Raw genomic sequence first — 23,434 nt, forward strand, 5'->3', positions numbered from 1 at the left:
CCGATCGGCAGATACCCGACGGGACCCGTGATTGACAGCCTTGGGTGCAAGGACGACGAAGATCCACGAGGAGGCGGTCCGCCATGGCCGGCGCAGTGACCGAGGAGCGGGCGGCCCGCGGTGGCGGCCCGGCCACCGGCAAGGGGCCCGGTCCGTTCCGGCGCCTCTGGTCCCGGTGGCCGCTGTGGGCCACGCCCGCCGCGATCGCCTGGTCGGTGCTGTACGGGGCCGCGCACGTGTACTGGGCGCTCGGCGGAGCGGGCTTCCCGTTCGCCCGGGTCTCCGAGGACCGGGCCTCCTCCTCGGTGCTCGACCCGAGCCCGGTCGAGGTGGTCGCCCCGGTGTTCGCGACGCTCTGCGCCGTCGCGGCGGCCGTCGGAGCCATGATGCTGCGTCAGCAGCGCACGGGGCGCGCGGTGTCCCCGGGCAGCCGCAGGGCACTGCTCGTCTTCGGCTGGCTGACGGCCGGGCTGCTGGCCTTCGGGGTGCCGGACTACACGCTGATCGCCGTGGTCGCGTTCGCACCGGTGCTGGTGGTCTTCGCGTTCACCGGGATCCCGGGGCCGCAGGGCGGGCTGGAGGACATCCTGTACTGGCACCGGGACAACCTGATCATCGTCTTCCTGGGCGGGCTGTTGTGGGCCCTGGCCACCCTCGCCCACCAGCGCCGCACCGCCGGCCGGTGCACGAGCTGCGGGCGCGGCGAGCGGACCGCCGCCTCGTGGACCTCGCCGGAGCGGGCGCTGCGATGGGGTCGCAAGGCCGTGTGGGTCGCGGTGCTGGCGACGATCCCCTACGACCTCACCCGGATCGCCTGGTACTTCGGCCGGCCGTTGGGGATCACGGACGAGTTCCTGAAGGAGATGCAGGACACCAAGGGCATGCTGGAGATCGGCCTGGGCCTGGGGGTCATGTCCACACTGGGCAGCCTGCTCACCCACGGACTGGTCAGCCGGTGGGGCGAGGTGTGGCCGCGCTGGGTGTGGTTCAAGGCGGGCAGGCCGGTGAATCCCCTGACCGCGATCATCCCGGCGTCGATCGTCTCGCTGGCCCTGCTCCCCGGTTCGATGATGAACTTCCGCAGCGGCTTCGACCCCGAGATGTGGGGGACGAACGCACCCATGTTCTTCTGGGGGCTGTGGGGAATCGCGTTGGGCGCCGCGACGTACTCGTACCACCTGCGGCGGCGCGGCGAGTGCGACACCTGCGGCCGGGGCTGATCCCCCTCGTACGGGGACCGGCGCCGGGCACGGCCGTGCCCGGCGCACCGCGGCAGGACCGTGGCAGGACTTCGGCTGTTCGTCATCCCCCCGTCCCCCACCCGCCGCCCCGACAACCGGGCAGGCCCGTACCGTTCCGCCGTCCGAATCGAACAGGGTCCCCGTTCGGACCCCGCCGGGCACACCCGCCCACGCGGGATCCGGGCGGGCGGCCCCTGCTCCCGGAGGGGAACATGCGCAACCGCATACGCATCGCCTGCCGCATGGCGGCGGCGGCCGTCGCACTGGTGGCGACGGTGGGAACAGCCGCCCCGGCGGTGGCGGCGCCGACCGGCGTCGCCACCGCCGCAGCCGCGCCGGCACCGACCGGTCTGACGTACAGCTACGACGCGGCCACCGGGCGGATGACGGTCGCCTGGGACCCGAAGGACCCGGCCGACACGGTGACGACCGGCTACCGCGAGGCGTTCTGCAGCGGCCCCGCGGTCACCGACGGGCCGTGCTTCGTACGGGCGTCGGGACCGCTGCTGACCGACACCTCGTTCACGTTCCAACTGGCTGCGGGCCGCACGGTCCACTTCCGGCTGTACGCCGAGAACGCGGCGTACCAACGCACCGGATCGGCGATCCTCACCCTCACCACCTGATCCGGCCGGGCGCACTGCCGACCCCGGGACCGGAGCCGGGACCGGATGGTTGCGCCGACCGGCCACGTGGGCCGGTCGGTGCCGGCCTTCCCCACCGTGCAGGAGGTTCCATGTCCGATCCGGCCGAACGGCCCGTCGACAGCGTCGAGTCCGTCGGGTGCATCAGTGGTGCAGGCAGGGCCGATGCCGCCGCTCCCCTTCCGCGGCGCGCGGTACCGGCCGACCTGGAGCAGATCATCGCCGACATCGGCGACGGACCGGCCCCGCGCACCTGACGCGGGGCCCCGGGGTGCCGCCCGTGACGGCGCGGGCGGCACCCCGCCATGCCCCGGTATCGGCCCTGCGGCAGCCGGGAATGCCGGACGCCCTCCGAGGTCTCCGGGGCCTTCGGTGCCTCCGGGATCTCCAGGGCCTTCGGTGCCTCCGGGGTCTCCGGGCGCCGGTGCCGGGCACGGGTTCGCCCGGTGGCAAGACGGATCAGGACCGCTGCGGAAGCCGCAGAGACGGCCGCGTGATCCGCACCGCTCAGCTCCTGCGCCACCTCTCGGAAGGGATGGGAGATCGCCCCGGAAGACCTGGCGCACTTCTCGCCGTACCTGACCGAGCACATCAACCGGTCCGGCGAGTACAGCACCCACGAACTCGGCATCCAGCCCGACGCGTACGGCCCGAAGCCCAACGTCGGCTTCACACCGCTGCGCGAACAGGACCTGACCGCCGCCGGACTCGGTCGGGCCGCTTGACGACCGCGGGTCTCCTCGTGCGAGCACGGGGCCTGAAGTCGAAGCGGCGCCCGAAGCCACCTGCCCTCATGAATGGGGGCAGCGGTGCGTCGAGGCCGACACGGTGCGCCCGGAGGCTGCGGACGCGCCTGCCCCGATCACGCCGAGACCCCCTGCCGGCCTCGCGCCCCGGCCGTCAGGCGAGTCGTGCGAACTGCCGGGAGGGGCGCCTCATGACCACGATGCCGACGGCCAGTGCCCAGTAGACGACCAGAGCCGCGGTCATGGCGGTATTGCCCCAGCCGACGGCGCTGTAGAAGTCGGCCGCGGCCGTCCCGAAGAACAGCGATGGCACGAAGGCGAGGTTGACCGCCGAGACGGCGTAGGCCAAGCGCCCGGTCCAGCGCGGCAGCACCCCGCTGCGCAGGATCGCGTATCCGGCGGCCATCAGCAGGACCGCCGTCAGGAGCCGGGCCACCGACCCGTGCAGGAGCATGTTCGCGTGGGCCAGCGTGCCGTCGACGGTTGGATCCATGGTCCCGTCGGGGTGCTCCAGGACGGTCCCCGCCTCAATCGACGCGGCAACCAGGGTGACGGTGACATAGGCCAGGCCGGAGCCGAACACCAGGCTCGCCAGCCACTCGAACCCGGTGCCCGCGCCCCGGATCAGATGGCGCAGGCCCGTCAGGAAGACCAGGAGCGCGCCGCAGGTCAGGATGTTCAGCAGGATCCTGGCGAGCACGTTCGAGGCCGGCGGCGCCCCGGAGTACACGAAGTAGAGCGGGACGCCGACCGCAGCCAGTACCCCGGCGGTGATGCCGCACAGGCCCATCAGCTGTCGTATGCGGATGTCATCCATGACGTTCTTCCTTGTCCGGTGCGGGAAAGGGGTTGGAGCGGGCTCGGGCCTCGATGCCGTCGAGCAGGCGCTGCATGCCGTGGTGGACGATCGGCGTGACATCGCCGTCCTCCGCTTCGTCGAGTCCGCTTCCGCCTGCAAGCGAGCACAGGGTGGGGAACTGCTCCGGGTCCAGCCGCTCGGCCAGGACCTGGCCGTATGCGGCGGCGCCCGCGGGATCGAGTTCGGCGGCCACTCTCGCCAGGTCGCGTACAGCACTGGAGATGAAGGTGGCGAGCGGAATGAGGTCTCCGCGGTCGAGGCCGGCGCGGTGGAGCGGGCTCAGCAGCGCCTCGAACCACGCCAGTTCGTTCGGCCCGACCGGTGCGTTGAGCGTGGGTGCCCGCAGGATCCAGGGGTGGCGGAGGTAGAGGCCCCACAGCGCGTCCACCCATCCTTCGACCTCGGAGCGCCATGCTTCGGCCGCGGGTGGCGTCGGTGGGCTGCCAGTAGCGGCGTCGGTCATTGCCGCGAGGAGCTGGTTCTTGCTCGGGATGTGCCGATAGAGCGCCATCGCGGTACAGCCCAGCTCGGAGGCGATGCGTTGCATCGACAGTGCGTCCAGTCCCTCGGCATCGGCGAGGGCAATGGCTGTCCTCACGATCAGCTTGACGCCGAGCCGGGGGCGAGGTTCCTCGGCGTGGTCGGGATCGGCGCGCCACAGGAGGTCTGCGACGGCACTCAGGTCAATCGTGCGGTTGGTACGGCCGGTGCGATCTGCGGGCAGCATGAACCTCTCCCACCAGGTCAGTGTACGAGATACACAAGGTATACGTCATAAACACAGATTCTCGTACCCGGCCCGGTACTTGACGTCCCGTCAGGGTGTTGCCGCAGCAGATGCCGGATCTACTGCGGCAGTACCGGAGGGGCGGGACGGACGAGGTGCTGTGCCTCGACCCGGCCGGAACGCCGACGTTCGACGCGCGCCCGGAGACCGGCCGGGCCCGGCTCCCCTGCCGCCGCGCCGAGGAGATCTTCGAGGAGAACACCCGGCCGCCCCCTCGCCTCACCCGACGACATCGAGGACCTGGGACGGCTGGACGCTTCACCGGCTACGGCCCAGTGCCCTGACGCACGACGCGGAGGACGGGCCTCAACCCCGATACGACGGGCCAGGGCGGCGTCAGGACCTCAGCAATCGCGGGGCAGCCCGGGGCAAGCCCGCCAGTGCCGCAAGGGCCGCCGCACTCGCTGCGAACGCCAATGCGCCCGGAAGGGACCAGATCACGAGCGGTCCGGCAACGGCTGCACCCAGGGCGAACCCGGTGATCTTGAGGCTGGCACCCGTGGTGAAGATCTGGCTCCGCAGGTGTTCGGGGGACTCCCGGTGGCGAACGGCGAACAGGGCGGTCAGCTGGGGCCCCTCCCCGATCCCTGCCATGAGCACGGCCACGATGAGCGCAACCGGCCGACCCCATGCGGCAAGGGCCAACCCTGCGGCCTGAACGAGAGCACCGGCCCAGATGATCGTGTCGGGGGCGACTGCACGCGGAAACCGGGCGAGTACGGCGTTGGCCGCCAGGGCGGAGACCGCCGCGCAGGAGAGCAGCGCCGCACCGTGACCGGCCCCGCCCAGGACGCGTTCGCCCAGGAGCGGGATGCACGCCATCAGCATTCCCTGGGCGACGCAGGAGACGACGGAGGCGATGGTCGCCCGGGCCAATGCCGGTCTTCCGGCGATGACCCGCATTCCGTCGACGAGGTCGCCGGTCACCGAAGTCGTCCCGGTCCGCGGCGTCCGATCCGGGCGAGCGGGCAGCCGCCACGCGGCGGGCAGTGCCGAGGTGATGAGCACCGCGGAGACCACCACGGCCGTCGGGGCTCCCAGCGCCTCCGTCACGCCACCGGCGAGAGCCGGACCGACGAGACCCGCCACGCCGAACGTCATGGCGTCGAGCGCGTTCGCCCGCGGCAAGCGGTCGTCCGGCAGCACACGCGGGAGTTGGGCCGTCCAACCGCCCGAGAGCGCCGGTCCCAGCAGCCCTGTGAGCACCGCGATCAAGATCGTGACGGCGAACGGCAACCGGCCCAGTCCTGCAACGATCGCTCCCAGCCCGACCGCGTAGAGGACGAGGGCGCCGGCCAGCAGGCGTCCCGGCCGTCCCGCCCTGTCGAGGAGCGCCCCCAGCACCGGGCCACCGACCGCGGCGGAGACGGTGATGCCCGCAAGCAGCGACGACGCTTCGAGGGTCGATCCGGTCAGGGCGAATCCTGCCAGCATCAGCGCCGGTCCTGACATCTCGTCCCCGGCACGGGCTGTCGCCGTTCCCGCGAGATACAGGCGAAGCGAGTAACGCTTTCTCATGACCGGCACGTTATGGAGGTAACTCAAAACTGCACAAGATGCGTTACATTGCATCCGTGTCCCCCAACAGCGACGACTGGTCCACCCGGCACTCCGTACTGACAACGGCCCGGCGGGCCGCCGCCCTGGTCAACGTCCTGGCCGACGAGTGCCCCGACCCGGCCGATGTCGCCGACGTGCTCCGCGCGTACGGAGAGGCCGACCCCATCGACCTCGGCACCCACGACATTGCCGGGATGCGTGCGGCAGCCGCATTGCTGCGGCAGGTCTTCGCCGCCGAACACGCCGACGACGCCGCGGCCGCGCTCAACCGCCTCCTGAAGGACCACACCGGACCGCTCCGCCTGACATCGCACGGCGGCAGCGCTCCCTGGCATCCCCACCTCGACCACGACGACGACGCCCCCTGGGACGAGTGGTTCCTCGCCTCGTCCTGCATGTCCCTGGCCGTACTCGTCTGGGACCGCCAACGCCCGCCCGGCAGGATCTGCGCATCACCCGGCTGCCGGAACGCCTTCATCACCCAGGGCAGCGGCCCGGAACGCCGCTACTGCTCCCGCCGGTGCGCGACCCGCGAACGAGTGGCGGCCCATCGCCGGTCGCGCTCCGCCGGGCAGCCGGGCGAAACCCGATGAGGCGCACCGATCCGGCAACCGGGCGCGTCGTCGGCCGTGATCGCCTTCGCGGCCGACGACGCGCCCCGCAGGACGGGTTCAGAAGGGGCTGGGCACCACGTTGTCGTTCTCGTCGTAGAACGTGGTCCGTTCGAGCACGCCCGGTCTGGTGTGGATCAGGTACATCTCCCAGTCCGTGACGCCGGGTGCCCGCTCCCAGTCGATGGCGTACGGCGGGATCCTTCCGTCGGCGTCGAAGGGGAACCTCCGCTCGCCCCGGTCGTAGGCCTCGCCGCGGGCCAGCACGTTGGGGTAGTCCGTCTTGCTCATGTCCTTCAGCCAGACGTGGATCCGGTAGTTCGGTGAATCCAGCCGGCCGATGAGTTCCCGGCGCAGCTCGGAGATGTTCAGGTCCATGAGGTGTTCGTAGTCGTACCGTTCGGCGAACCTCTGGACCCGGCCGCTGAGCCCGAGCGCGAGATGGCGCTGCTCCTGGGGCATCTGCGGCTCGGACGGCGCGTCGACCGGTTGCACATCGGTGATGAGGACCTTCGTGCCGTCGACGACGGCGACGGCCCTGCCACCGTCGTCGACGACTTCGTCGAACGCCTTCTGCTCCGCCGTCGGCGGCTGCTCCGGGTTGCGGAGGTACACCGCGCGGTAGGTACCGTCGTCCTTCTTGATCAGCCCGTCGAAGACCCGCGTCGGCCGAAGCGCACCCAGCTTGTCGACGGACGCCTTGGACACGGTGTCGGGGGACAGCACGGCTTCGACCGGCCGACTGTCGATCTCGACGTCGTGGAGATCGGCGTACCGGTCGAGCGGCTCGTTCCTCACGGTGCCGGAGGCGCTGTCACCGCCGTCGGTCCGGGTCTCCGGAGTCGCGGGCCGGACCTGGTCGCCGCCGTGAACCTGCCCGGTGCTCGCGGGCGGCGGCGGGACGAGCAGGCTCGCGGCAGCGGTCGCCATCTGGAGGACCAGGTGCCGGCGATTCTCCTGCAGTGTGTCGAGTTTGGTCTCCAGCGCCTTCTTCCGGGCGTCCAGCTTCTTCTGGGCCGCCTTGATCGCATCGCCCCGGTCCGCGATCTTGTTGGCCTTCTTCTTGAGCCTCCGTTGTTCGGCGTTGAGTGCGGCGGCCTCGGCGTTGAGCGCGTCGGCGACGGCCGGTGGCGCACCGTTGGGGTACCGGGCGACGCGGGCGTTGTGTTTGCCGATCTTCCCGTCGTTGACATCGAGCGCGGCGAGAACCGCGTGCGACTCCTTGTTGTACGCGGCGGTCCGCCCGTCCAGCGCGGCCTGTTCGTCGTCGAAACTCTTCTGGCTGGGCAGATTCGCCAGCTGCCGGTTGAACGACGCGATCTGCGCGTTGAGCCCGGCGGGGTAGGCACCGCTCCGGGCCACCGGTTCGATCGCGGCCCGGCCCGCCGCGGGAGCACCGTCCTCGGCGTCGGCCGGTGCCACGGCGACGAGTACGACCAGAACCGCTGCCAGGGCCATCGCCCGGACGCGGCGCATCGAATTCCTCACTTCACCCGCCCCGCCATCCGGTCGGCGAGCGCCCGGGAGGCCGTCCGGCCGTCACCGGCCTGGCAGACCGCGGTCTGGAGGACGGTCGATGCCTTCAGCCGCGCCTCCCGGTAGCAGGCCCAGCCCTCGCCCCGGTCCTGGGTGGCCGTCCACGCCAGCGTGTCGTCCGTGGCGCTGTCGACCCGGTAGGTCCACCGCGACGCGCCTCCCCCGGGGGCGCTCCGCACCGCGCTCGTGCAGGCGTCGATGCCCTCGGCGAGGGCGCCGAAGACCTCGCCGGCCCGGGTGCCGGTGGCGTACCGGCCCACGACCTGGGTCACGGTGTGCTCCGCGGTGGTGTCGGAGTCCTGGTGGACCACCGAGAGGAAGGCCGTCCAGCCGCGTTGGTAGACGACGGTGGTCGCGGGGCCGACCGCCACCGAGCATCCGGGCGGATCGGCCCGCGTCGAGGGTGCCGGCTCGCTCATGCGGGTCTCGGTGTCCAAGGTCGTGCCGATGGCCTCACTGACTTCTTTGGAAGTGAGCACGGTCGCCTGGACCGTCCCCTCGACCACGCGCGGCCCGTCGTCCGCGGGCCACTTCCACCACACCACGCCGCCGATGAGCAGGACCAGGACGACCACGGCGAGGACAACCGGACGAAGTGGACGGAGTGGGCGAAGACGCCCCACCGGGGTGCTGGTCCGGGTGTCGGCCTGCGGTGGGAGCGGCGGTGGAACCGGCGATGGAACCGGCGGTGAGGCGGGCTGGGCGCCCTGGTCCCGGGTCCGGTCGGGTTCAGCCTCATGGGTCATTCGAACCTCCTGAACACCTTGGGTTCCGAAGTGCCCGGCGCGGCACCCGGAGCCGGGGTAAAGCCGGGTGCAGTTGGTTGTCACCCCCGGAGCAGGCGTTCAATCCTCACTTGGAGTTTCATCACAACTCCCTTGATTCTGTTCAGATTTGACACACATTCAGGGATTCGACCGTCGAACGTTCGGTTCGTCCTGCCCCGTCCTGCCCCGTCCCGCCCCGTCCAGCTGGACGGTGCTGCAGGCCGGCATCTCGTGCGTGATGAAGAAGTCGCTGTTGGCCAACCGCTCGTCGGTCATGGGCGACAGCTGGGCACCCGGCTCGAACTCCAGGTTGCCGTAGTCGATGTCGTTGAACGCCGCCCAGCGGGCCATGGCGGCGCCGAACCCCTCCTTCTTGTACGTCTCGTACGCCGTCAGCACGGCCTGCCCGGCCTCCGCCCGCTCCTCCTCGGTCAGGAACAGGAACTCGGATTCAGCAGCAGGGCCAGGTCGTCGGCGTGGGTCCGCGGGGTCAGCCGCGGCATCGGGTCGCCCGCGGGGCTGCGCGACATGCCGCGACGGTCGTAGGTCACCACCGTGCAGGAGTCCGTCAGGCGGTCGACGAGGCCGGGGATGCGCCCTGAACGGGTCCTCGCCCACGACGGCCCAGGTCCTGGGCTCGTACACGGCACGCGGCATCCGCTTCGCCTCGGTCCACCGCACCCGGCACAGGCCGCCGCGCCGCAGCCGGGCTCAACCGCCAGGTGATGGTCGCGAGTTGGAGCATGATCTCGCTGCGGGTGTGTCCGTCCGTGTCGGTCGCGCAGGATGCGTGGGCGAGTTGCAGGCAGGTTGCGGCACGCTCGGGTTCGTCGACCGCCATGGCTTGTTGTGCCGCCTCGCGCAGTACGGGTACGACCCAGCCGCGGTCAAAACCGTCGAGGTCGTCAAAGCCCCCGGATCCACCAGATCCACCGAACCCTCCGGAACCCCTGGAGCCCTCGGAGTCCCCAGTTCCCTGGGAGTCGTCGATCTTGCCGCAGCCCACGGCGCCCTTCACCAGCACGATGCCGGTGCCGCCCCGCCCGCAGGCGGTCAGCGCGTCGTCGAGCTGCGTCCGTTCGGTGTCTCGGCTCAGCAGCGTCATGACCAGCAGGCTATGTACGTTCCGGGCGGGTGGGGGCCGGGGAGCGGTGGCCACAACCTGCGGGGCAGCAAGTTCGCCCCGCGCCCCTCATGGCCGGGAAGAGCACTCCCCCGGCCGGAAAAGGCGCTCCTCTCACCCGGGAAGAACACGGAGGAACGCACCCCTCAGCCGGGGAGCACGACGCGCGGGACGGCACGGGGATGGCCCGGCGTACGCCACTCCCGGGGGGGGAAGCCGACCGACACCTCCTCGAAGCGCACGCCGTCGTACCAGCTGGTGCGGGGTATGTGCAGATGGCCGTGGACGACGGTCCGGGAGCGGAAGCGCAGGTGCCAGTCGGCGGTGCGTGCGGTGCCGCACCACTGGGCGAATTCGGGGTGGCGCAGGATCCTGGTCGGCTCGCGCACCAGCGGGAAATGGTTGACCAGTACGGTCGACAGCTCGGGGTCGACGGCCAGGAGCCGTCGCTCGGTGGCGGCGACCCGTTCGCGGCACCACGCCTCGCGGCTCGGGTACGGGTCGGGGTGCAGGAGGAATTCGTCCGAGCACACGACGCCGCTCCGGTACGCCCGGGCCGGCGACTCCTCCTTGTTCCGGGCCGTTCCGGTGCGGAAGGTGTAGTCGTACGGCAGGAACAGCGGGGCCACGAGCACCGGTCCGCCGGGGCCGTGCCACACGGGGTAGGGATCCTCCGGGGTGACGACGCCCGCGGCCCGGCAGAGCGACACCAGGTGCCGGTACCGTTCCTCGCCCCGCAGCTGCACCGGGTCGTCGGGCGGGGTCCACGGCTCGTGGTTCCCCGGGATCCACACCACTTCGGCGAAGCGTTCGCTCAGCAGCCGCACTGCCCGTTCGATGTCCGCCACCAGCTCGCCGATGTCACCGGCGACGATCAGCCAGTCCTGATCGGTGGTGCTCCACAGCCCTTCGACGAGGAGGCGGTTCTCGGGGTAACCGACGTGCAGGTCACCGATGGCCAACAGCTTCCGTGCGCCACGGGTTCAGTCAGTGGGTGGCGGGCCGGGCGAGCGAGGCCAGGTCCTGGGCTATCGCCGCGGTGACGGCGTCCTGTTGCGGGGTCAGGAAGAAGTGGCCGCCCGGGAAGCTGCGGAAGGTGAAGGGGCCGCCGGTGAACTTTCGCCGGGCCCTGGCCTGTTCCAGGGTGACGCGCGGGTCGGAGGCCCCGGTGAGCACGCTCGGCGGGCAGTCGAGGGCGGGCCCCTCCCCGTCCGGCCGGTAGCGGTAGGTTCGATCGCCTTGAAGTCGGCACGCACGGCGGGCAGGACCATGCGCAGGATCTCCTCGTCGGCGAGGCCCCGGGGTCGGTGCCCGAGAGGGTGCCCATCTCCGCGATCAGCGCCTCGTCCCCGCGGGTGTGCACGTTGTCCGCGGCGTGGATGTCGGGGGCGCGCCGCCCGGAGACGATGAGGCCGCTGGGCGGCCGGCCCTCGCGTTCCATCCTGCGGGCCAGTTCGAAACCGAGGATGCCGCCCATGCTGTGGCCGAAGAGGACCAGCGGGCGGTCGTGGTAGGGCATGAGCACCCGGTGGATCCGGTCCGCCAGGGCGCTCACCGTCGTCAACGACGGTCCGTGCCGCCGGTCCTGGCGCCCCGGGTACTGGATCGTGAGCACGTCCGCGGTCGCCGCGAGGATCTGCGAGTAACGGAAGAAGTAGGAGGCGGTACCACCGGCGTGCGGCAGACAGACGAGCCTGATCGGCTTCTCGGGAGCCGGGTGGAAGCGCCGGACCCACAGCTCTGCTTCGGTTTCCTGGATGCTCATGTACCGGGAAGCCAGCCCTTCCCGGTCAAGCGGGGCTTGTGCGCGCGGCCGGGACGTCGATCGTCATCGTCGCGGGCACCCGGTCCGGCACGACGAAGCCGCACCTGACCCGCACGCCGCCGGTCTCCACCGATCCTCGCCGGTACTCGCAGATCTCCACCGGTCTTCGCCGGTCTCCGTCGGCTGTCGTCGACGGAGTCGACCGCCGAACCGCCGGACTGCCGGACCGCTGTCCCTTCGGTCACCCCTGCTTGCGGGACCGGGCCTGCGGGGACAGATGGCGGGCCAGCACGTCCAGGGCCTCGGTGACCTCCTTGAGCCCCTCGGCGTCGTCGCCGAGCGCGTCGGCCAGCGCACCCTCGATGGAAGTCGCCCTGACCTGGGCCATCCGGTCGGAGGGGCGGGAGGACTGCCGGACCAGGAGACGGCGGCGGTCGGCGGGGTCGGGGTTGGTGACCACGGCGCCGGCCTCCTTCAGCCGGGCCACCGCGGTGGAGACCTGGCTCTGCGGAAGGCCGGTACGGGCCGCGATCTCGCCGACCGCGCTGTCGGGATGGGTGGCCAGATCGCTCACCACGATGAGGACCGAACGCACACCGCCCCCGTAGCGGGCGGCACCGCCCTCGGGCTCGGGCATCGCGCCTTCCCCGATCTTCATGAGGGTGCGTCCCAGCAGGAACAGCTCGACTCCATCCATGCCGCCACGTTACATCGCGTTCGATGCATCTTCCAGAGATGCATCCACCGCAGATACATCCACTGCAGATGCATCTGCGAGAGATACAACAACTTCGATACATCTATCTTGATGCATCAAAGAAGATGGGTTAGCTTCGAAGCAGACGCCGGGACACCGGCCATCGACGGACGAAGGAGACGGTCGTGCTCAAGTGGCGCGGGAACCCCTGGGCAGTCCTGATGACGCTCTCGCTCGGGTTCTTCATGCCCCTGCTGGACCTGACGATCGTGAACATCGCGATCCCCGACATGATCAACGGCCTGGGAGCCTCGCTCGACCAGACCCTGTGGGTGGTGAGCGCCTACGCGCTGGCGCTCTCCGTACTGCTGATCACCGCGAGCCGGCTCGGCGACATGCGCGGCCCGCGCAATCTGTTCGCCGCGGGCCTGGTCGTCTTCACCCTGGCGAGCATCGCCTGCGGATTCGCCCCGAACGCGGCGGCCCTGATTGCCGCCCGCGGAGTGCAGGGGCTGGGCGCCGCCCTCCTCGTACCGCAGACGATGACCCTGATCGTGTCCGTCTTCCCGGCTTCACGACGCGGCTCCGCACTGGGCATCTGGGGCACGGTCGCGGGCCTGGCCACCCTGTCCGGGCCGACCCTCGGGGGCATGCTGGTCTCGGCCGTGGGCTGGCGCTGGATCTTCCTGGTGAACGTGCCGATCGGGATCGCCGCGCTCGTCCTCACGTTCCTGGTCGTCCCCGACATCCGCCCCGCCCGTACCCACCGCTTCGACCTGGTGGGCGTCCTCCTCGCCACCGCCACCCTGTTCTGCCTGGCGTTCGGTCTCCAGGAGGGCGAGCGCTACCACTGGGGTCCGGGCATCTGGGCGCTGCTCGCCGCGGCCGCGGCCCTGGCCGTCGGGTTCCTGCTGCACCAGCGCGGTCGGCAGGACCGCGAGCCGCTCGTCCCCTTCGCACTCTTCGAGGACCGCAACTTCACCGTGATGACCGTGCTGGTCGGACTCGTCTCGATCGCCATGCTGGGGCTGGTGCTGCCCTTCAACCTCTACCTCCAGTCCGTCCTGCACATGAGCGCGATGAAGGCGGGCCTGGTGCTGGCCCCGTCCTCCCTGGTGTCGATGGCCCTCGGCCCGTTCGCCGGGCGAATGTCCGACCGGATCGGCGGCAAGTACCTGCTGATCACCGGCCTGGCCCTGTACGCGTCCGGCATCCTCGCCATCGCCCTGATCGCGGGCCCCGCGACCTCCTGGTACGCCTTCGTCCCCGCCACCCTGCTCACCGGGCTCGGCGTCGGATGCATCGTCGCCCCGATGTCCACCGAGGCCATGCGCAACGTGCCGCCCCGACTCGCCGGTGCCGCCTCCGGCGTCAACAACACCGTCCGCCAGATCGGTTCGGTCATCGGTGCCGCCGCGGTCGGCGCCCTCGTACAGGGACAGCTCTCCGCCGGGCTCTCGGTCGGCCAGAGCTACTCCACCGCCTTCCTCGCCACACTGCACAGCACGGTGGCCCTGCCCATCGCGGTCCTGGTGGCCGGTCTGCTCGTCTGCCTCCTGATCCGCAACCACACCAAGCCCCGCACACCCGCCACCGCCACCACCCCGGCCCCGGTCACGCCCACCGCTCACACCCCGGCCGTCGGCGCCGCGGCGGCAGCTGGGCCGGCCGACCGGAACACCCCCTGAACACTTTGGACGCTTTGGGTGCTTTGAAGGCTTTAGAGCGACCGCCGATCCTGCGCGCAGCGAAGCACCCCCTACTGCCAGGCCGAAGCACCGAGGACTTCCGAACAATCCGCACCTGCGCCGAAGGAGACGGCAGTCGTGGCCCTGCCTTCCTCATCCACGAGAAGGACCGCGTGCGCTACGTCGCGGACAGGAACTCCAAGGTGAAAGTACTTTCGGGCAACCGGTACGAGCACTTCGAGCCGACCGACGAGACCGTCGTCGAGGACGACCGGGAACTCCAGGTGTTCGCCCGGAGCGGCTGCACCTACGTCGCCGAGTGGACCGACGGAGAACGACCCACGAGGCAGCGGCCCGGCATCACGCCGGGCCGCTGCCTTTTCCGTGCCTGCCCCGCCCGCGCCTCTGTCTCTGTCTCTGTCTCTGTCTCTGCCTCAACCTCGGCCTCCGCTTCAGCCCCCATCTCCACCTCCGCTTCAGCCTCAGCACTGCCGCGGAAACGGCCCCGCTCAAGCCCCGGAAAGGTCCGCTATCGCGTCTCGCGCAGCTTGAGGATGTACGTCGCGGTGAGCGCGACGGCACGGTCCTCGTCGTGCGACAGATCCACGAGCGCACCTGCCGTCAGGTCCCCCGGGATGTCCGCGAGCGCCTGGGTCAGCCGTCGGCGTGCGGACGATCCCATGGTGTCGTGGGCGAGGCGGTCGAGGAGCCCGGTGGCGATCCGGTCCGCCACCGCGGGGTCACCCGCCAGCGCGCTCAGCACGTCGGCCGCGTCGACGTCGTTCCGCTCCTCGACGATCATGTCGATGAGCGTCGGCACCACGTCGGCCGCACCGCGCGCCCCGAGCGCCAGAGCCGCGTACCCGCGGACCACGGCGTCGGAGTTCGTGAGGGCGTCGCGCAGCAGCGCGGTCGTCCCGTCGTCCGGGAGTTCGGCGATGGACTGGACGGCACGCTTCCGCACCTCGGCCGAGGGCGAGCCGAGGCCCTCCGCCAGCAGCGCCGCCCCGTCCTCGCCCGATTGCGCCAGAGCCCAGCGGAGGGCTCCGGCGACGTTCGGGTCCGACTCGTCGAGCACGGCCTCGACCAGTGCTTCCACCGGTACGGGCACCTCATCGGCCGCGGACAAGGCCGCGCGCTGCCGCGCCCCCGCGCTCTTCGACCCCAGCGCCTGGAGGAGGGCCACGGTCTGGAGGACGTCCTCCCAGTCGGCGGGTTCCGCGGCGTCGATCCGGCGCAGTCGCGTGAGCAGTTCCGTCTCCGCCGCGAGCCGTTCCCGCGTCTGCCGGATGAGGCCGTCGACCAGTTCCGCGGGCGCGAATCCGGGGTCGTCGAGCGCGCGCCCGACCTCACGCAGCGACAAACCCAACGACCGCAGGCTCTCGATGTGGAAGATCCGCCGGATGTCCTCGCCGGAGTACTCCCGGTAGCCGGAATCGGTACGGCCCGTCGGCCGCACCAGGCCGAGCGATTCGTAATGCCTGAGCATGCGGGCGCTGACCCCGGCCCGTCGTGCGACGTCACCGATCAACACTGCCTACCGCTCCTCCTCCCGATCGCCCCCACCGAGGGCCACGACGCGCTTCGCCTCCTCGATCGCGAACTCGAATCCGGCATCCGGGTCGCGCCACAGCCGCTCCGTGGCCATCGCGTGCGCGCGCACGCGGGGTTCGGGGTCCTCGGTCGCCGCACCCAGGACCGGCAGCATCACCTCCCCGAGCGCGATCAGCGCCCGGCTGAGACTCAGCTGCGTCTCGCGTTCGCCGCGCCCGAGCTGCGTCGCCAACACTACGGCCAGCTCGTGCTCCTCACCTTCGGGTACGAGCACGACCGCCGCCCGCCAGGCGCTCCGGGCCACCTCGTCGTCGGCGTCGGCCAGCAGCGCCGGCGTGATCACCGGCCACGCCTGCCGGTCCCCGATCTTGGACAGCGTGTGCAACGCCTGGCTCCGTGCCTGCGCGCCCCCCGCCCGGACTTCGTCGAGGAGCACCGGGACCGTCATCGACGCCGCGTGACGGGTGAGTGCCCACGTCAGCATCTCGCGTACGTAGAACTCGGGCTCGATCGCGCATCGCTCGACGAGCTTGCCGATGAACCCCGGGTCCGGGTGCGTGCCGACCGCCAGCGCCGCCTTCAACCGGGTCGACGAGCTGTCGTTCTCCAGTGCCCGGAGCGCTCGCATCGTGTTCGTGTCCTCTTTCGGCATGATCATCGGGACCACCTCCTCGGCCACAGTGAAGACCTTGTCAACGTGTCAAGGTCAAGCCGAACCGGTCCGGAAGGAGGCCCTGTACGGGACGAGGCGGACGAACAGCACGAGCCGGGGGGCGGGTTCACAGCTCCGGAAGGGTGCGGTGGACGCGGACGACCGTGCAGTCCCGCGCGGAGCCCGCCGCGACGGCGGCGTGACCGGGGCCTGCCGGGAGGTCGGTGACGCACCAGCCGGGGAGGTCGCCCCGGACGTCGTCCGCCGCGATGTCACGGCCGAAACCCGTGCCCGGCCCCTTGAGGTACGCCTCCTTGCGGACCCACAGCCTGGCGAAGACCGTCGGGCGCCCCTCCAGGGGCACGGCCAGGTCCTCCGCGGGCTCCGCCGGATTGCAGCATCCCCGCGAGCCGCTCCGCCGCCGCGGCAGTGAGCACGGGACGCCCGTGCGGCCCGTCGCAGCAAGGACAGGGGTCACGGGCGAACTGGAGGGCGTGGGGGCCGTACCGGTCCGCGCGGACAAAATCGTACGGAGCGCCGTACGGGCGAAGGCGTAGCGCACGCGGTCCTCGTCTTGGGCGAAAGCGGCCATGCGCCGCCGCTCCTCCTCGTCCAGCACCGACGCATCGGTCGCGGAGGACTGCCCGGCAGCCGTCGCCACCGGAACCCGCAGCACCCACACCCGTACCCGCACCTCATCCGGACCCCCGCGTCGGTGCCCGTTCCCGAAGCCGTCGTCGTTCCCGTCGAAAATGCGTGGTCCCCTCGGCGTCCCGGCCCGACAACTTCCATTCAATCCAGCGCGCGTTCACCGTGCCGAGCACCTGCACAGGAAATCGTCACCTGTTTGACAGGTGACGCACGGAGTGCGAGGGTCGTTACGCACACGATCCGCCGCGACGCCGCGAACGGGGCCGGGCACGGGGATCGGGCACATGACACGCGTGCCCACCGCGCGACACGCGTCCCCGCGCCCCGCACCCCTTCCGCACCTCTCACACCTCTCACACCTCTCTCGACACGTAGCTCCGCGCACCGAAACGTCGCACCGAAACGTATGGAGAGCTTCACATGTTCGACAGGCGCACCTTCAGCAAGGCCCTGGGACTGGGCACCGGAGCAGCCGCCGTCTCCCTGACGGGCCCGCGGGGGCTCACGACGGCCTCCGCCGCGACACCGCCGACGGAGCCTTCGCCCTCCCCCGGCATCCACCCGTCCTTCACCAGGACGAAGCAGGTCAGGGCCGGTCTGCTGAACGTCGGCTACGCCGAGGTCGGCCCCGCCCACGGCCCCGTGGTCATCTGTCTGCACGGCTGGCCCTACGACATCCACAGCTTCGCCGACGTAGCACCCCTGCTGGCGACAAAGGGCTACCGAGTGATCGTTCCCCACCTCCGCGGCCACGGCACGACGCGCTTCCTGTCCGCACGGACGTCCCGCAACGCCCAGCAGTCGGCGATCGCCCTCGACGTCCTCGCCCTGATGGACGCCCTCAGGATCGAGAAGGCCGTGCTGGCCGGTTTCGACTGGGGGTCCCGCACCGCCGACATCGTCGCCGCCCTGTGGCCCGAACGCGTCAAGGCGCTGGTGTCGGTGAGCGGTTACCTCATCACCGACCGGGAGGCCCAGAAGCGGCCGCTGCCCGCGAAGGCCGAGCACGCCTGGTGGTACCAGTACTACTTCGCCACCGAACGCGGTCGCACCGCCATGGAGACCCCCGCCGACCGCCACGCCCTCACCCGCCTCGTCTGGGACACCGTCTCCCCCACCTGGGACTTCGACGACGCCACCTTCGAGCGCACGGCGCGGGCCTTCGAGAACCCCGACTACGCCGCCGTCGTGATCCACAACTACCGCTGGCGGCTGGGCCTCGCCGACGGTGAACGCCGCTACGACCATTACGAGAAGCAGCTCGCCGCGCGCCCGCCCATCGAGGTGCCCACCATCACCCTCGACGCCGAGCACGACCCCTTCACCGCGCCGGACGGCGACACGTCGTACCGGGACAGGTTCACGGGCGCCTACGACCACCGCGTCCTGAAGGGCATCGGCCACAACCTTCCGCAGGAGGCGCCGGCCGACTTCGTGCGGGCCACGATCGACGCGGACCACCTCTGAGGCCACCTCGCCCGTCACCGGCTTGACAGGTGACGCACGGAGTGCGAGCCTCGTACTCACAAGCAGACGGCGCGATCCGCCACCCACGGAGCGGAGGTTGACTGTGAACACCGACAGCACGACGACGGACCAGGCCGCGGCAGCCCGGCACGAGAGGTTCGGCAAGCTGCCCGAGCGCATCTCCTACGAGGACATGGTCGAGGTGAGGCCCGCTTCCCCGGAGAGGTCCACGAAGGACACGTACGACCCGGAGAGCTCGTGGATGTCCTTCTCCTGCTGGGCCGCGGACCTCGGTCTGTAGCCCCGCCCCGAAGACGCCGGCTGTCCGCCCCGTGGCGGGCAGCCGATCGCCGCGTTCAGTCCGAGTCGGCCCAGAGCAGCACTCCGGGGCCGTCCGGTGTGATCACCGGTACCCACGCCTCGTCGGCGTCGCGGAACCGGCTCCCGTCCGGCCCCAGGGTGTGCAGGCCCTCCGCGCGGCCGTCGGACGCCCAGTAGGGAATGCGCTCGACCGACCCCGCACAGCCCCCTGACAGCCCTCGTCACAGACTTCCGTGACAGACCCCCGTCACAGACGCCGTGACGGACCCCTGAATCCATGAGCCCACGAATCAGCAGCCCATAAATCAGGAGCCTCTCCGAAGCCCTGCTGTTAGGCTCGACAGGCGTTGGTCGTGCAATGTTCGCAACGCGTGCAACGAAGGAGAGCCGGACATGGTGGGTGAAGACGACATCTCGGGGTGATACCCCGACCCGACAGGCCATCGGCAGGTGCCCAGGAGCGCCGCCGTCGTGGCCCGTTTCGTCGTCCCCTCAGTCCGTTTCGGGTACCGGCCCATGAGCCGACCCGTTTCTTCACCCGAGGTCTCTCCATGTCCGACGCCTCCGTCATCTGCTCGAACCTCTCCTTCGCCTGGCCCGACGACACCCCGGTGTTCGAAGAGCTGTCCTTCACCCTGGGCAGCGGCCGCACCGGCCTGGTCGCGCCCAACGGCTCCGGGAAGAGCACCCTGCTCAAACTGATCGCCGGTGAGCTGCGGCCCGGCACCGGGTCCGTGTCCGTGGGCGGCACGCTCGGCTACCTCCCGCAGAACCTCCCCCTGACCGGCGACCTCACGGTGGCCGAGGTCCTGGGCATCGCCGCGGTGATCCGGGCCCTGGACGCCGTGGAGTCCGGCGACGTCGCCGAGGAACACTTCACGACCATCGGTGACGACTGGGACATCGAGGAGCGCACCCGCGCCCAGCTCGACCGGCTCGGTCTCGCCGGCCTCGCTCTGGACCGGAGCCTGAGCACGCTCAGCGGCGGTCAGATCGTCTCGCTCGGCCTGGCGGCCCAGCTGCTGAAGCGGCCCGACGTGCTGCTGCTCGACGAGCCGACGAACAACCTCGACCTCGACGCCCGCCACAAGCTCTACGACGTGCTGGAGGACTTCGGCGGCTGTCTCCTGCTGGTCAGCCACGACCGGGCCCTGCTCGACCGCATGGAACGCATCGCGGAGCTCGAACGCGGCGAACTCCGCTTCTACGGCGGCAACTTCACCGAGTACGAAGAGGCGGTACGGGCCGAGCAGGAGGTCGCCGAGAAGAACGTCCGCAACGCCGAGCAGGAGCTGAAGCGGGAGAAGCGGGAGATGCAGCAGGCCCGCGAACGCGCCGAGCGCCGGGCGAGCAACGCCGCCCGCAACCTCAAGAGCGCGGGGCTGCCGCGCATCTTCGCCGGAAACATGAAGCGCGGCGCCCAGGAGTCCGCGGGCCGGGCGGGTCAGATGCACGCCTCCCGGGTCGGCGAGGCCAAGGCCCGGCTGGACGAGGCGGGGCGGGCCCTGCGCGACGAGCAGCGCATCACCCTGGACCTGCCGGACACCGGGGTGCCCGCCGGACGCACGCTCGTCCTCGGCGAACAGATGCAGGTCAGCCATGGCGGACGGCCCCTGTTCGCCGCGGCGGGGGTGGACCTCACGATCCGGGGCCCCGAACGCATCGCGCTGACCGGACCCAACGGGGCCGGGAAGACCACGCTGCTGCGGCTACTCAACGGCGACCTCGACCTGGACGGCGGACAGATCAAGCGGGCCGACGGCCGGATCGCCTACCTCTCGCAACGGCTCGACCTGCTGGACCCCGACCGCACCGTCGCCGAGAACTTCACCGCGTTCGCCCCGAACAGGCCGGAGGCGGAGCGGATGAACCTGCTCGCCCGCTTCCTCTTCCGCGGCCCCCGGGCCCACCTCCCGGTGAGCGTGCTGTCCGGCGGCGAGCGGCTGCGCGCCACCCTGGCCTGCGTCCTGTGCGCCGAACCGGCCCCGCAGCTGCTGCTCCTCGACGAGCCGACGAACAACCTCGACCTGGTCAGCGCCGGTCAGCTGGAGGGTGCGCTCGGCTCCTACCAGGGGGCGTTCGTGGTGGTCAGCCACGACGAACGGTTCCTCTCCCGGATCGGGGTGAACCGGTGGCTCCGGCTGGCCGGCGGCGAACTGAAGGAGACGGGGGCGCCCGAGGTGTGACCCGCCGATGTGTCGACCGGGCCCGCGCCGAGGTGTGTCACCCCGCGGGCCGAACACCACATCACGTCAGGTGGAACCACCATGCCCCGACCCGCCCTGCTCGCCCATGACGTCATCCGCACCCTCGGCACCCGGCGAGTGCTCGACGGCGTCTCCCTCACCGCCTCCCCCGGCCACCGCATCGGACTGATCGGGGAGAACGGTGTCGGCAAGTCGACCCTGCTGCGGCTGCTCGCCGGAGTGGACGAACCCGATGCCGGAAGCATCACGCGCCCGGCCGACCTGGGCTTCCTTCACCAGGAGATGCCGTTCGACGCCACGTCGACGATCGCCGACGTGCTGGACGACGCCCTGCGCGAGGCCCGCGACGACCTGGCCGAGCTCGACCGCCTCACCGAACAGCTGGCCCGTGTCCCGCAGGACTCCCCCGACTGTGCCGAACTGTTCGACCTGTACGGCCGTCGGCTCGAACAGGCCCAGGAGCGGGAGTCCTGGGACGCCGACCGGCGTGCCGCGATCGTGCTCGACGGACTGGGCCTCGGTGCGTTCCGGCACGACCGGGCCCTCGGCTCCCTGTCCGGCGGGCAGCGCGGGCGCCTCGCACTGGCCGCCCTGCTGGTCCGCCGCCCGTCGGCGCTCCTGCTGGACGAGCCGACCAACCACCTCGACGACGGGGCTGCCGCGTTCCTGGAGGAGCAGGTGCGCGGCCTGCCCGGCGTCGTGGTGGTGGCCGCCCACGACCGGGCTTTCCTCGACGCCGTCTGCACGGATCTGATCGACCTCGACCCGGCCGTGGACGGTCCTGTTCGCTACGGCGGCAACTACAGCGCCTACCAGTCCGAGAAACGGGCGGAACGGGAGCGCTGGGAACGGCGGTACGCCGAGGAGCAGGAGGAGTTGGCGGCGCTGCGCCGCTCGGTCGGTGTGACTGCGCGCCGGGTCGCACCGGACCGGGGACGCACTGACAACGAGAAGATGGGGTACGGCCACCGGGGCGGCCGGGTGCAGAGCCAGATCTCGCGGCGGGTGCGCAACGCCTCCCGCAGGCTGGACGGGCTGGAGCACACGCAGGTGGGCGAGCCGCCGCAGCCACTGCGCTTCCACGTCACCGCGCTCGCCGAGGAGCGGGCACCGGAACCGGAGGCGTCCGGGACGTCCGAGGTGTCCAAGACGTCCGAGGCGTCCGAGGCGTCCGAGGCATCTGATGTGCCCGAGGTGTCCGACCCGCCCGAGGCGTCTGACGTGCCCGAGGTGTCTCATGCGTCCGAGGCCTCGATGGGCGACGCCCTCGTCTCCCTGCGCGGGGTGAACGTGCCGGGCAGGCTGTCCGTCGGGCGCCTGGACGTGCTCACCGCCGAACGCCTCCTCGTCACGGGAGGCAACGGCACGGGCAAGTCGACGCTCCTGTCGGTGCTCGCCGGGCGGCTCGCGGCCGAGGGCGACGTACGGCGACGGCAGGGAACGACCGTGGGGCTGCTGACCCAGGACACCGTGTTCGAGCGACCCGACCGGACCGTGCGCGACACCTACGAGCTCTCGCTCGGTGCGGAACGGGCGGAGGCCGTTCCGCTGAAATCGCTGGGGCTGATGCACGAGACGGACCTCGGCAAGCCGGTCGGCCTGCTGTCGGTGGGCCAGCGCCGTCGGCTCGCGCTGGCGCTCCTGGTGGCGCGCCCGCCGGAACTGCTGCTGCTCGACGAGCCCACGAACCATCTGTCCCCGCGGCTGTGCGACGAACTGGAGGACGCTCTGGGCCCCGGGCCCGGGGCGATCGTCCTGGCCAGTCACGACCGCTGGCTGCGCAGGCGCTGGCAGGGCCGCGAACTCCGGCTCTCCGCGGCCCCGGGCCGGGCGGACGAAGCCTTGCAGGCCCATTCGTCACCTGCCAAAATGGTGATGTGAACCTGGACCATGTCTTCGTATGCGGAAATCCGGCCCTCGACTTCGCCGCGACGCTCAGGGCGCGGCGCTCGACGCGGTTCGAGATGTTCGTGACGCCGGACAGGCTGGACGCATGGTATCTGGAGTCCGGCATCGTCGACGCGGTCTCCCCCTGCGGGGAGGCCGACGTCGAGCGCGCGAAGGCCGTGCGGGAGGCCGTCTACCAGCTGATCACGGCCCGTCGCCTCGGTGAGGAGTACGCGGACGAGGCGCTGGAGGTGCTGAACGGCGCGGCACGCAAGCCGACGGCCGCCCCGCAGCTCACCCCGTCGGGGCGCTGGACGGAGGCGACGCCGGACGAGGCCCTGGCCACCGTGGCCCGCCTGGCGGTCGAGGTCCTGAGCGGGGCGGACGTCCCCCTGCTCAAGGAGTGCGGCAATCCCGAGTGCACCCGTGTCTACATCGACCGTTCCCGGGGCATGCGGCGGCAGTGGTGCGGGATGGAGTCCTGCGGGAACAAGATCAAGGCCGCCGCCTACCGCGCCCGCAAGAAGACCGCGGCCACCCGCTGACCTGCCCGGGGACCCCTCTCCCGCCTCGTCCCCTCCGTCGCATGGACGCAGGACGGATCTCAGGAATCCTGTGTCGCCGGACGGCCCCGGGCGGTGTCCGGGACGCGGACGCCGCCTCCGGCGTCC

The 23,434-nt window shown here is 71.1% G+C and carries 25 protein-coding genes and 2 pseudogenes; 12 read left to right on the forward strand and 15 right to left on the reverse strand.

The window, feature by feature from the left end:
- The first annotated feature begins 83 nt into the window (after positions 1-83).
- The 3 genes from ABZZ04_RS21105 (at position 84) to ABZZ04_RS21115 (ending at position 2,142) form a co-directional block, all read left to right on the forward strand.
- Positions 84-1,220 carry an NYN domain-containing protein gene (locus ABZZ04_RS21105; protein WP_356933734.1) on the forward strand — a complete coding sequence of 379 codons (1,137 nt, stop codon included), beginning with the start codon at positions 84-86 and terminating at the stop codon, positions 1,218-1,220.
- Positions 1,221-1,453: 233 nt separating this feature from the next.
- Positions 1,454-1,867, forward strand: a complete 414-nt coding sequence (locus tag ABZZ04_RS21110) for a hypothetical protein (protein WP_356933735.1) — start codon at positions 1,454-1,456, stop codon at positions 1,865-1,867.
- A 110-nt stretch (positions 1,868-1,977) separates the two neighbouring features.
- Positions 1,978-2,142, forward strand: coding sequence for a hypothetical protein (locus ABZZ04_RS21115; protein WP_356933736.1), 165 nt, complete (start codon positions 1,978-1,980; stop codon positions 2,140-2,142).
- Between the two features lie 643 nt (positions 2,143-2,785).
- Here ABZZ04_RS21115 and ABZZ04_RS21120 read toward each other — a convergent pair.
- On the reverse strand, positions 2,786-3,448 hold the full coding sequence (locus ABZZ04_RS21120; RefSeq protein WP_356933737.1) for a hypothetical protein: 663 nt from the start codon (positions 3,446-3,448) through the stop codon (positions 2,786-2,788).
- A complete protein-coding gene (locus ABZZ04_RS21125; protein WP_356933738.1) occupies positions 3,441-4,217 on the reverse strand; it encodes a TetR/AcrR family transcriptional regulator in 777 nt (258 codons plus the stop codon). The genes ABZZ04_RS21120 and ABZZ04_RS21125 overlap by 8 nt, the downstream gene beginning before the upstream one ends.
- Before the next feature lie 110 nt (positions 4,218-4,327).
- Between ABZZ04_RS21125 and ABZZ04_RS21130 the strand changes: the two genes are divergently transcribed.
- On the forward strand, positions 4,328-4,561 hold the full coding sequence (locus ABZZ04_RS21130) for a hypothetical protein (protein ID WP_356933739.1): 234 nt from the start codon (positions 4,328-4,330) through the stop codon (positions 4,559-4,561).
- Positions 4,562-4,613: 52 nt separating this feature from the next.
- Here ABZZ04_RS21130 and ABZZ04_RS21135 read toward each other — a convergent pair whose 3' ends face one another.
- Positions 4,614-5,795, reverse strand: coding sequence for an MFS transporter (locus ABZZ04_RS21135; protein WP_356933740.1), 1,182 nt, complete (start codon positions 5,793-5,795; stop codon positions 4,614-4,616).
- A 38-nt stretch (positions 5,796-5,833) separates the two neighbouring features.
- Here ABZZ04_RS21135 and ABZZ04_RS21140 point away from each other — a divergent pair, with 38 nt between their 5' ends.
- Positions 5,834-6,430 carry a CGNR zinc finger domain-containing protein gene (locus ABZZ04_RS21140; protein WP_356933741.1) on the forward strand — a complete coding sequence of 199 codons (597 nt, stop codon included), beginning with the start codon at positions 5,834-5,836 and terminating at the stop codon, positions 6,428-6,430.
- 78 nt (positions 6,431-6,508) lie between these two features.
- Here the strand turns inward: ABZZ04_RS21140 and ABZZ04_RS21145 are convergent, their stop codons facing one another.
- The 8 genes and pseudogenes from ABZZ04_RS21145 to ABZZ04_RS21180 form a co-directional block, all read right to left on the reverse strand.
- On the reverse strand, positions 6,509-7,924 hold the full coding sequence (locus ABZZ04_RS21145; RefSeq protein ID WP_356933742.1) for a hypothetical protein: 1,416 nt from the start codon (positions 7,922-7,924) through the stop codon (positions 6,509-6,511).
- Positions 7,925-7,932: 8 nt separating this feature from the next.
- Positions 7,933-8,559 (reverse strand): sensor domain-containing protein, encoded by a 627-nt coding sequence (locus ABZZ04_RS21150; protein ID WP_356933743.1) that lies wholly within the window; start codon positions 8,557-8,559, stop codon positions 7,933-7,935.
- Between the two features lie 330 nt (positions 8,560-8,889).
- Complete coding sequence (locus tag ABZZ04_RS21155) at positions 8,890-9,150, reverse strand: hypothetical protein (RefSeq protein WP_356933744.1); 261 nt, start codon at positions 9,148-9,150, stop codon at positions 8,890-8,892.
- 169 nt (positions 9,151-9,319) lie between these two features.
- Positions 9,320-9,856, reverse strand: a complete 537-nt coding sequence (locus ABZZ04_RS21160; protein ID WP_356933745.1) for a hypothetical protein — start codon at positions 9,854-9,856, stop codon at positions 9,320-9,322.
- Between the two features lie 164 nt (positions 9,857-10,020).
- Complete coding sequence (locus ABZZ04_RS21165) at positions 10,021-10,836, reverse strand: metallophosphoesterase (RefSeq protein ID WP_356933746.1); 816 nt, start codon at positions 10,834-10,836, stop codon at positions 10,021-10,023.
- A gap of 25 nt (positions 10,837-10,861) precedes the next feature.
- Positions 10,862-11,050, reverse strand: a complete 189-nt coding sequence (locus tag ABZZ04_RS21170) for a hypothetical protein (protein ID WP_356933823.1) — start codon at positions 11,048-11,050, stop codon at positions 10,862-10,864.
- A 175-nt stretch (positions 11,051-11,225) separates the two neighbouring features.
- A pseudogene (locus ABZZ04_RS21175) lies at positions 11,226-11,639 on the reverse strand (alpha/beta fold hydrolase); the annotation flags it as partial.
- 241 nt (positions 11,640-11,880) lie between these two features.
- Positions 11,881-12,336: a MarR family transcriptional regulator gene (locus ABZZ04_RS21180; RefSeq protein ID WP_283856462.1), complete on the reverse strand. Its 456-nt coding sequence runs from the start codon at positions 12,334-12,336 to the stop codon at positions 11,881-11,883.
- A 185-nt stretch (positions 12,337-12,521) separates the two neighbouring features.
- On the opposite strand from ABZZ04_RS21180, the gene ABZZ04_RS21185 reads away from it, so the two are divergent.
- The gene (locus tag ABZZ04_RS21185) at positions 12,522-14,024 is read left to right on the forward strand and encodes a DHA2 family efflux MFS transporter permease subunit (RefSeq protein ID WP_356933747.1); all 1,503 of its coding nucleotides are present in this window, start codon (positions 12,522-12,524) and stop codon (positions 14,022-14,024) included.
- A 23-nt stretch (positions 14,025-14,047) separates the two neighbouring features.
- Positions 14,048-14,332: pseudogene (locus tag ABZZ04_RS21190) on the forward strand (DUF5988 family protein); the annotation flags it as partial.
- A 221-nt stretch (positions 14,333-14,553) separates the two neighbouring features.
- Here ABZZ04_RS21190 and ABZZ04_RS21195 read toward each other — a convergent pair.
- The 3 genes from ABZZ04_RS21195 to ABZZ04_RS21205 form a co-directional block, all read right to left on the reverse strand.
- A complete protein-coding gene (locus ABZZ04_RS21195) occupies positions 14,554-15,558 on the reverse strand; it encodes a MerR family transcriptional regulator (protein ID WP_356933748.1) in 1,005 nt (334 codons plus the stop codon).
- Between the two features lie 3 nt (positions 15,559-15,561).
- On the reverse strand, positions 15,562-16,236 hold the full coding sequence (locus tag ABZZ04_RS21200) for a HEAT repeat domain-containing protein (protein ID WP_356933749.1): 675 nt from the start codon (positions 16,234-16,236) through the stop codon (positions 15,562-15,564).
- A 121-nt stretch (positions 16,237-16,357) separates the two neighbouring features.
- Positions 16,358-16,594 carry a hypothetical protein gene (locus ABZZ04_RS21205; protein ID WP_356933750.1) on the reverse strand — a complete coding sequence of 79 codons (237 nt, stop codon included), beginning with the start codon at positions 16,592-16,594 and terminating at the stop codon, positions 16,358-16,360.
- Between the two features lie 707 nt (positions 16,595-17,301).
- On the opposite strand from ABZZ04_RS21205, the gene ABZZ04_RS21210 reads away from it, so the two are divergent.
- A complete protein-coding gene (locus ABZZ04_RS21210; RefSeq protein WP_356933751.1) occupies positions 17,302-18,348 on the forward strand; it encodes an alpha/beta hydrolase in 1,047 nt (348 codons plus the stop codon).
- Between the two features lie 103 nt (positions 18,349-18,451).
- Positions 18,452-18,649, forward strand: coding sequence for a hypothetical protein (locus tag ABZZ04_RS21215; RefSeq protein WP_356933818.1), 198 nt, complete (start codon positions 18,452-18,454; stop codon positions 18,647-18,649).
- Positions 18,650-18,704: 55 nt separating this feature from the next.
- Here the strand turns inward: ABZZ04_RS21215 and ABZZ04_RS21220 are convergent, their stop codons facing one another.
- A complete protein-coding gene (locus ABZZ04_RS21220; RefSeq protein WP_356933819.1) occupies positions 18,705-18,884 on the reverse strand; it encodes a DUF6210 family protein in 180 nt (59 codons plus the stop codon).
- Between the two features lie 336 nt (positions 18,885-19,220).
- On the opposite strand from ABZZ04_RS21220, the gene abc-f reads away from it, so the two are divergent.
- The 3 genes from abc-f to ABZZ04_RS21235 all read left to right on the forward strand — a co-directional run bounded on the left by abc-f (position 19,221) and on the right by ABZZ04_RS21235 (position 23,308).
- The gene (gene abc-f, locus ABZZ04_RS21225; RefSeq protein ID WP_356933752.1) at positions 19,221-20,855 is read left to right on the forward strand and encodes a ribosomal protection-like ABC-F family protein; all 1,635 of its coding nucleotides are present in this window, start codon (positions 19,221-19,223) and stop codon (positions 20,853-20,855) included.
- Between the two features lie 81 nt (positions 20,856-20,936).
- A complete protein-coding gene (locus ABZZ04_RS21230) occupies positions 20,937-22,757 on the forward strand; it encodes an ABC-F family ATP-binding cassette domain-containing protein (RefSeq protein ID WP_356933753.1) in 1,821 nt (606 codons plus the stop codon).
- Positions 22,754-23,308, forward strand: coding sequence for a CGNR zinc finger domain-containing protein (locus tag ABZZ04_RS21235; protein ID WP_356933754.1), 555 nt, complete (start codon positions 22,754-22,756; stop codon positions 23,306-23,308). The genes ABZZ04_RS21230 and ABZZ04_RS21235 overlap by 4 nt, the downstream gene beginning before the upstream one ends.
- Positions 23,309-23,434 lie beyond the last annotated feature (126 nt).

Origin of the sequence: Streptomyces sp. NPDC006435 (assembly GCF_040612315.1) — a bacterium.
Taxonomy (GTDB): domain Bacteria; phylum Actinomycetota; class Actinomycetes; order Streptomycetales; family Streptomycetaceae; genus Streptomyces.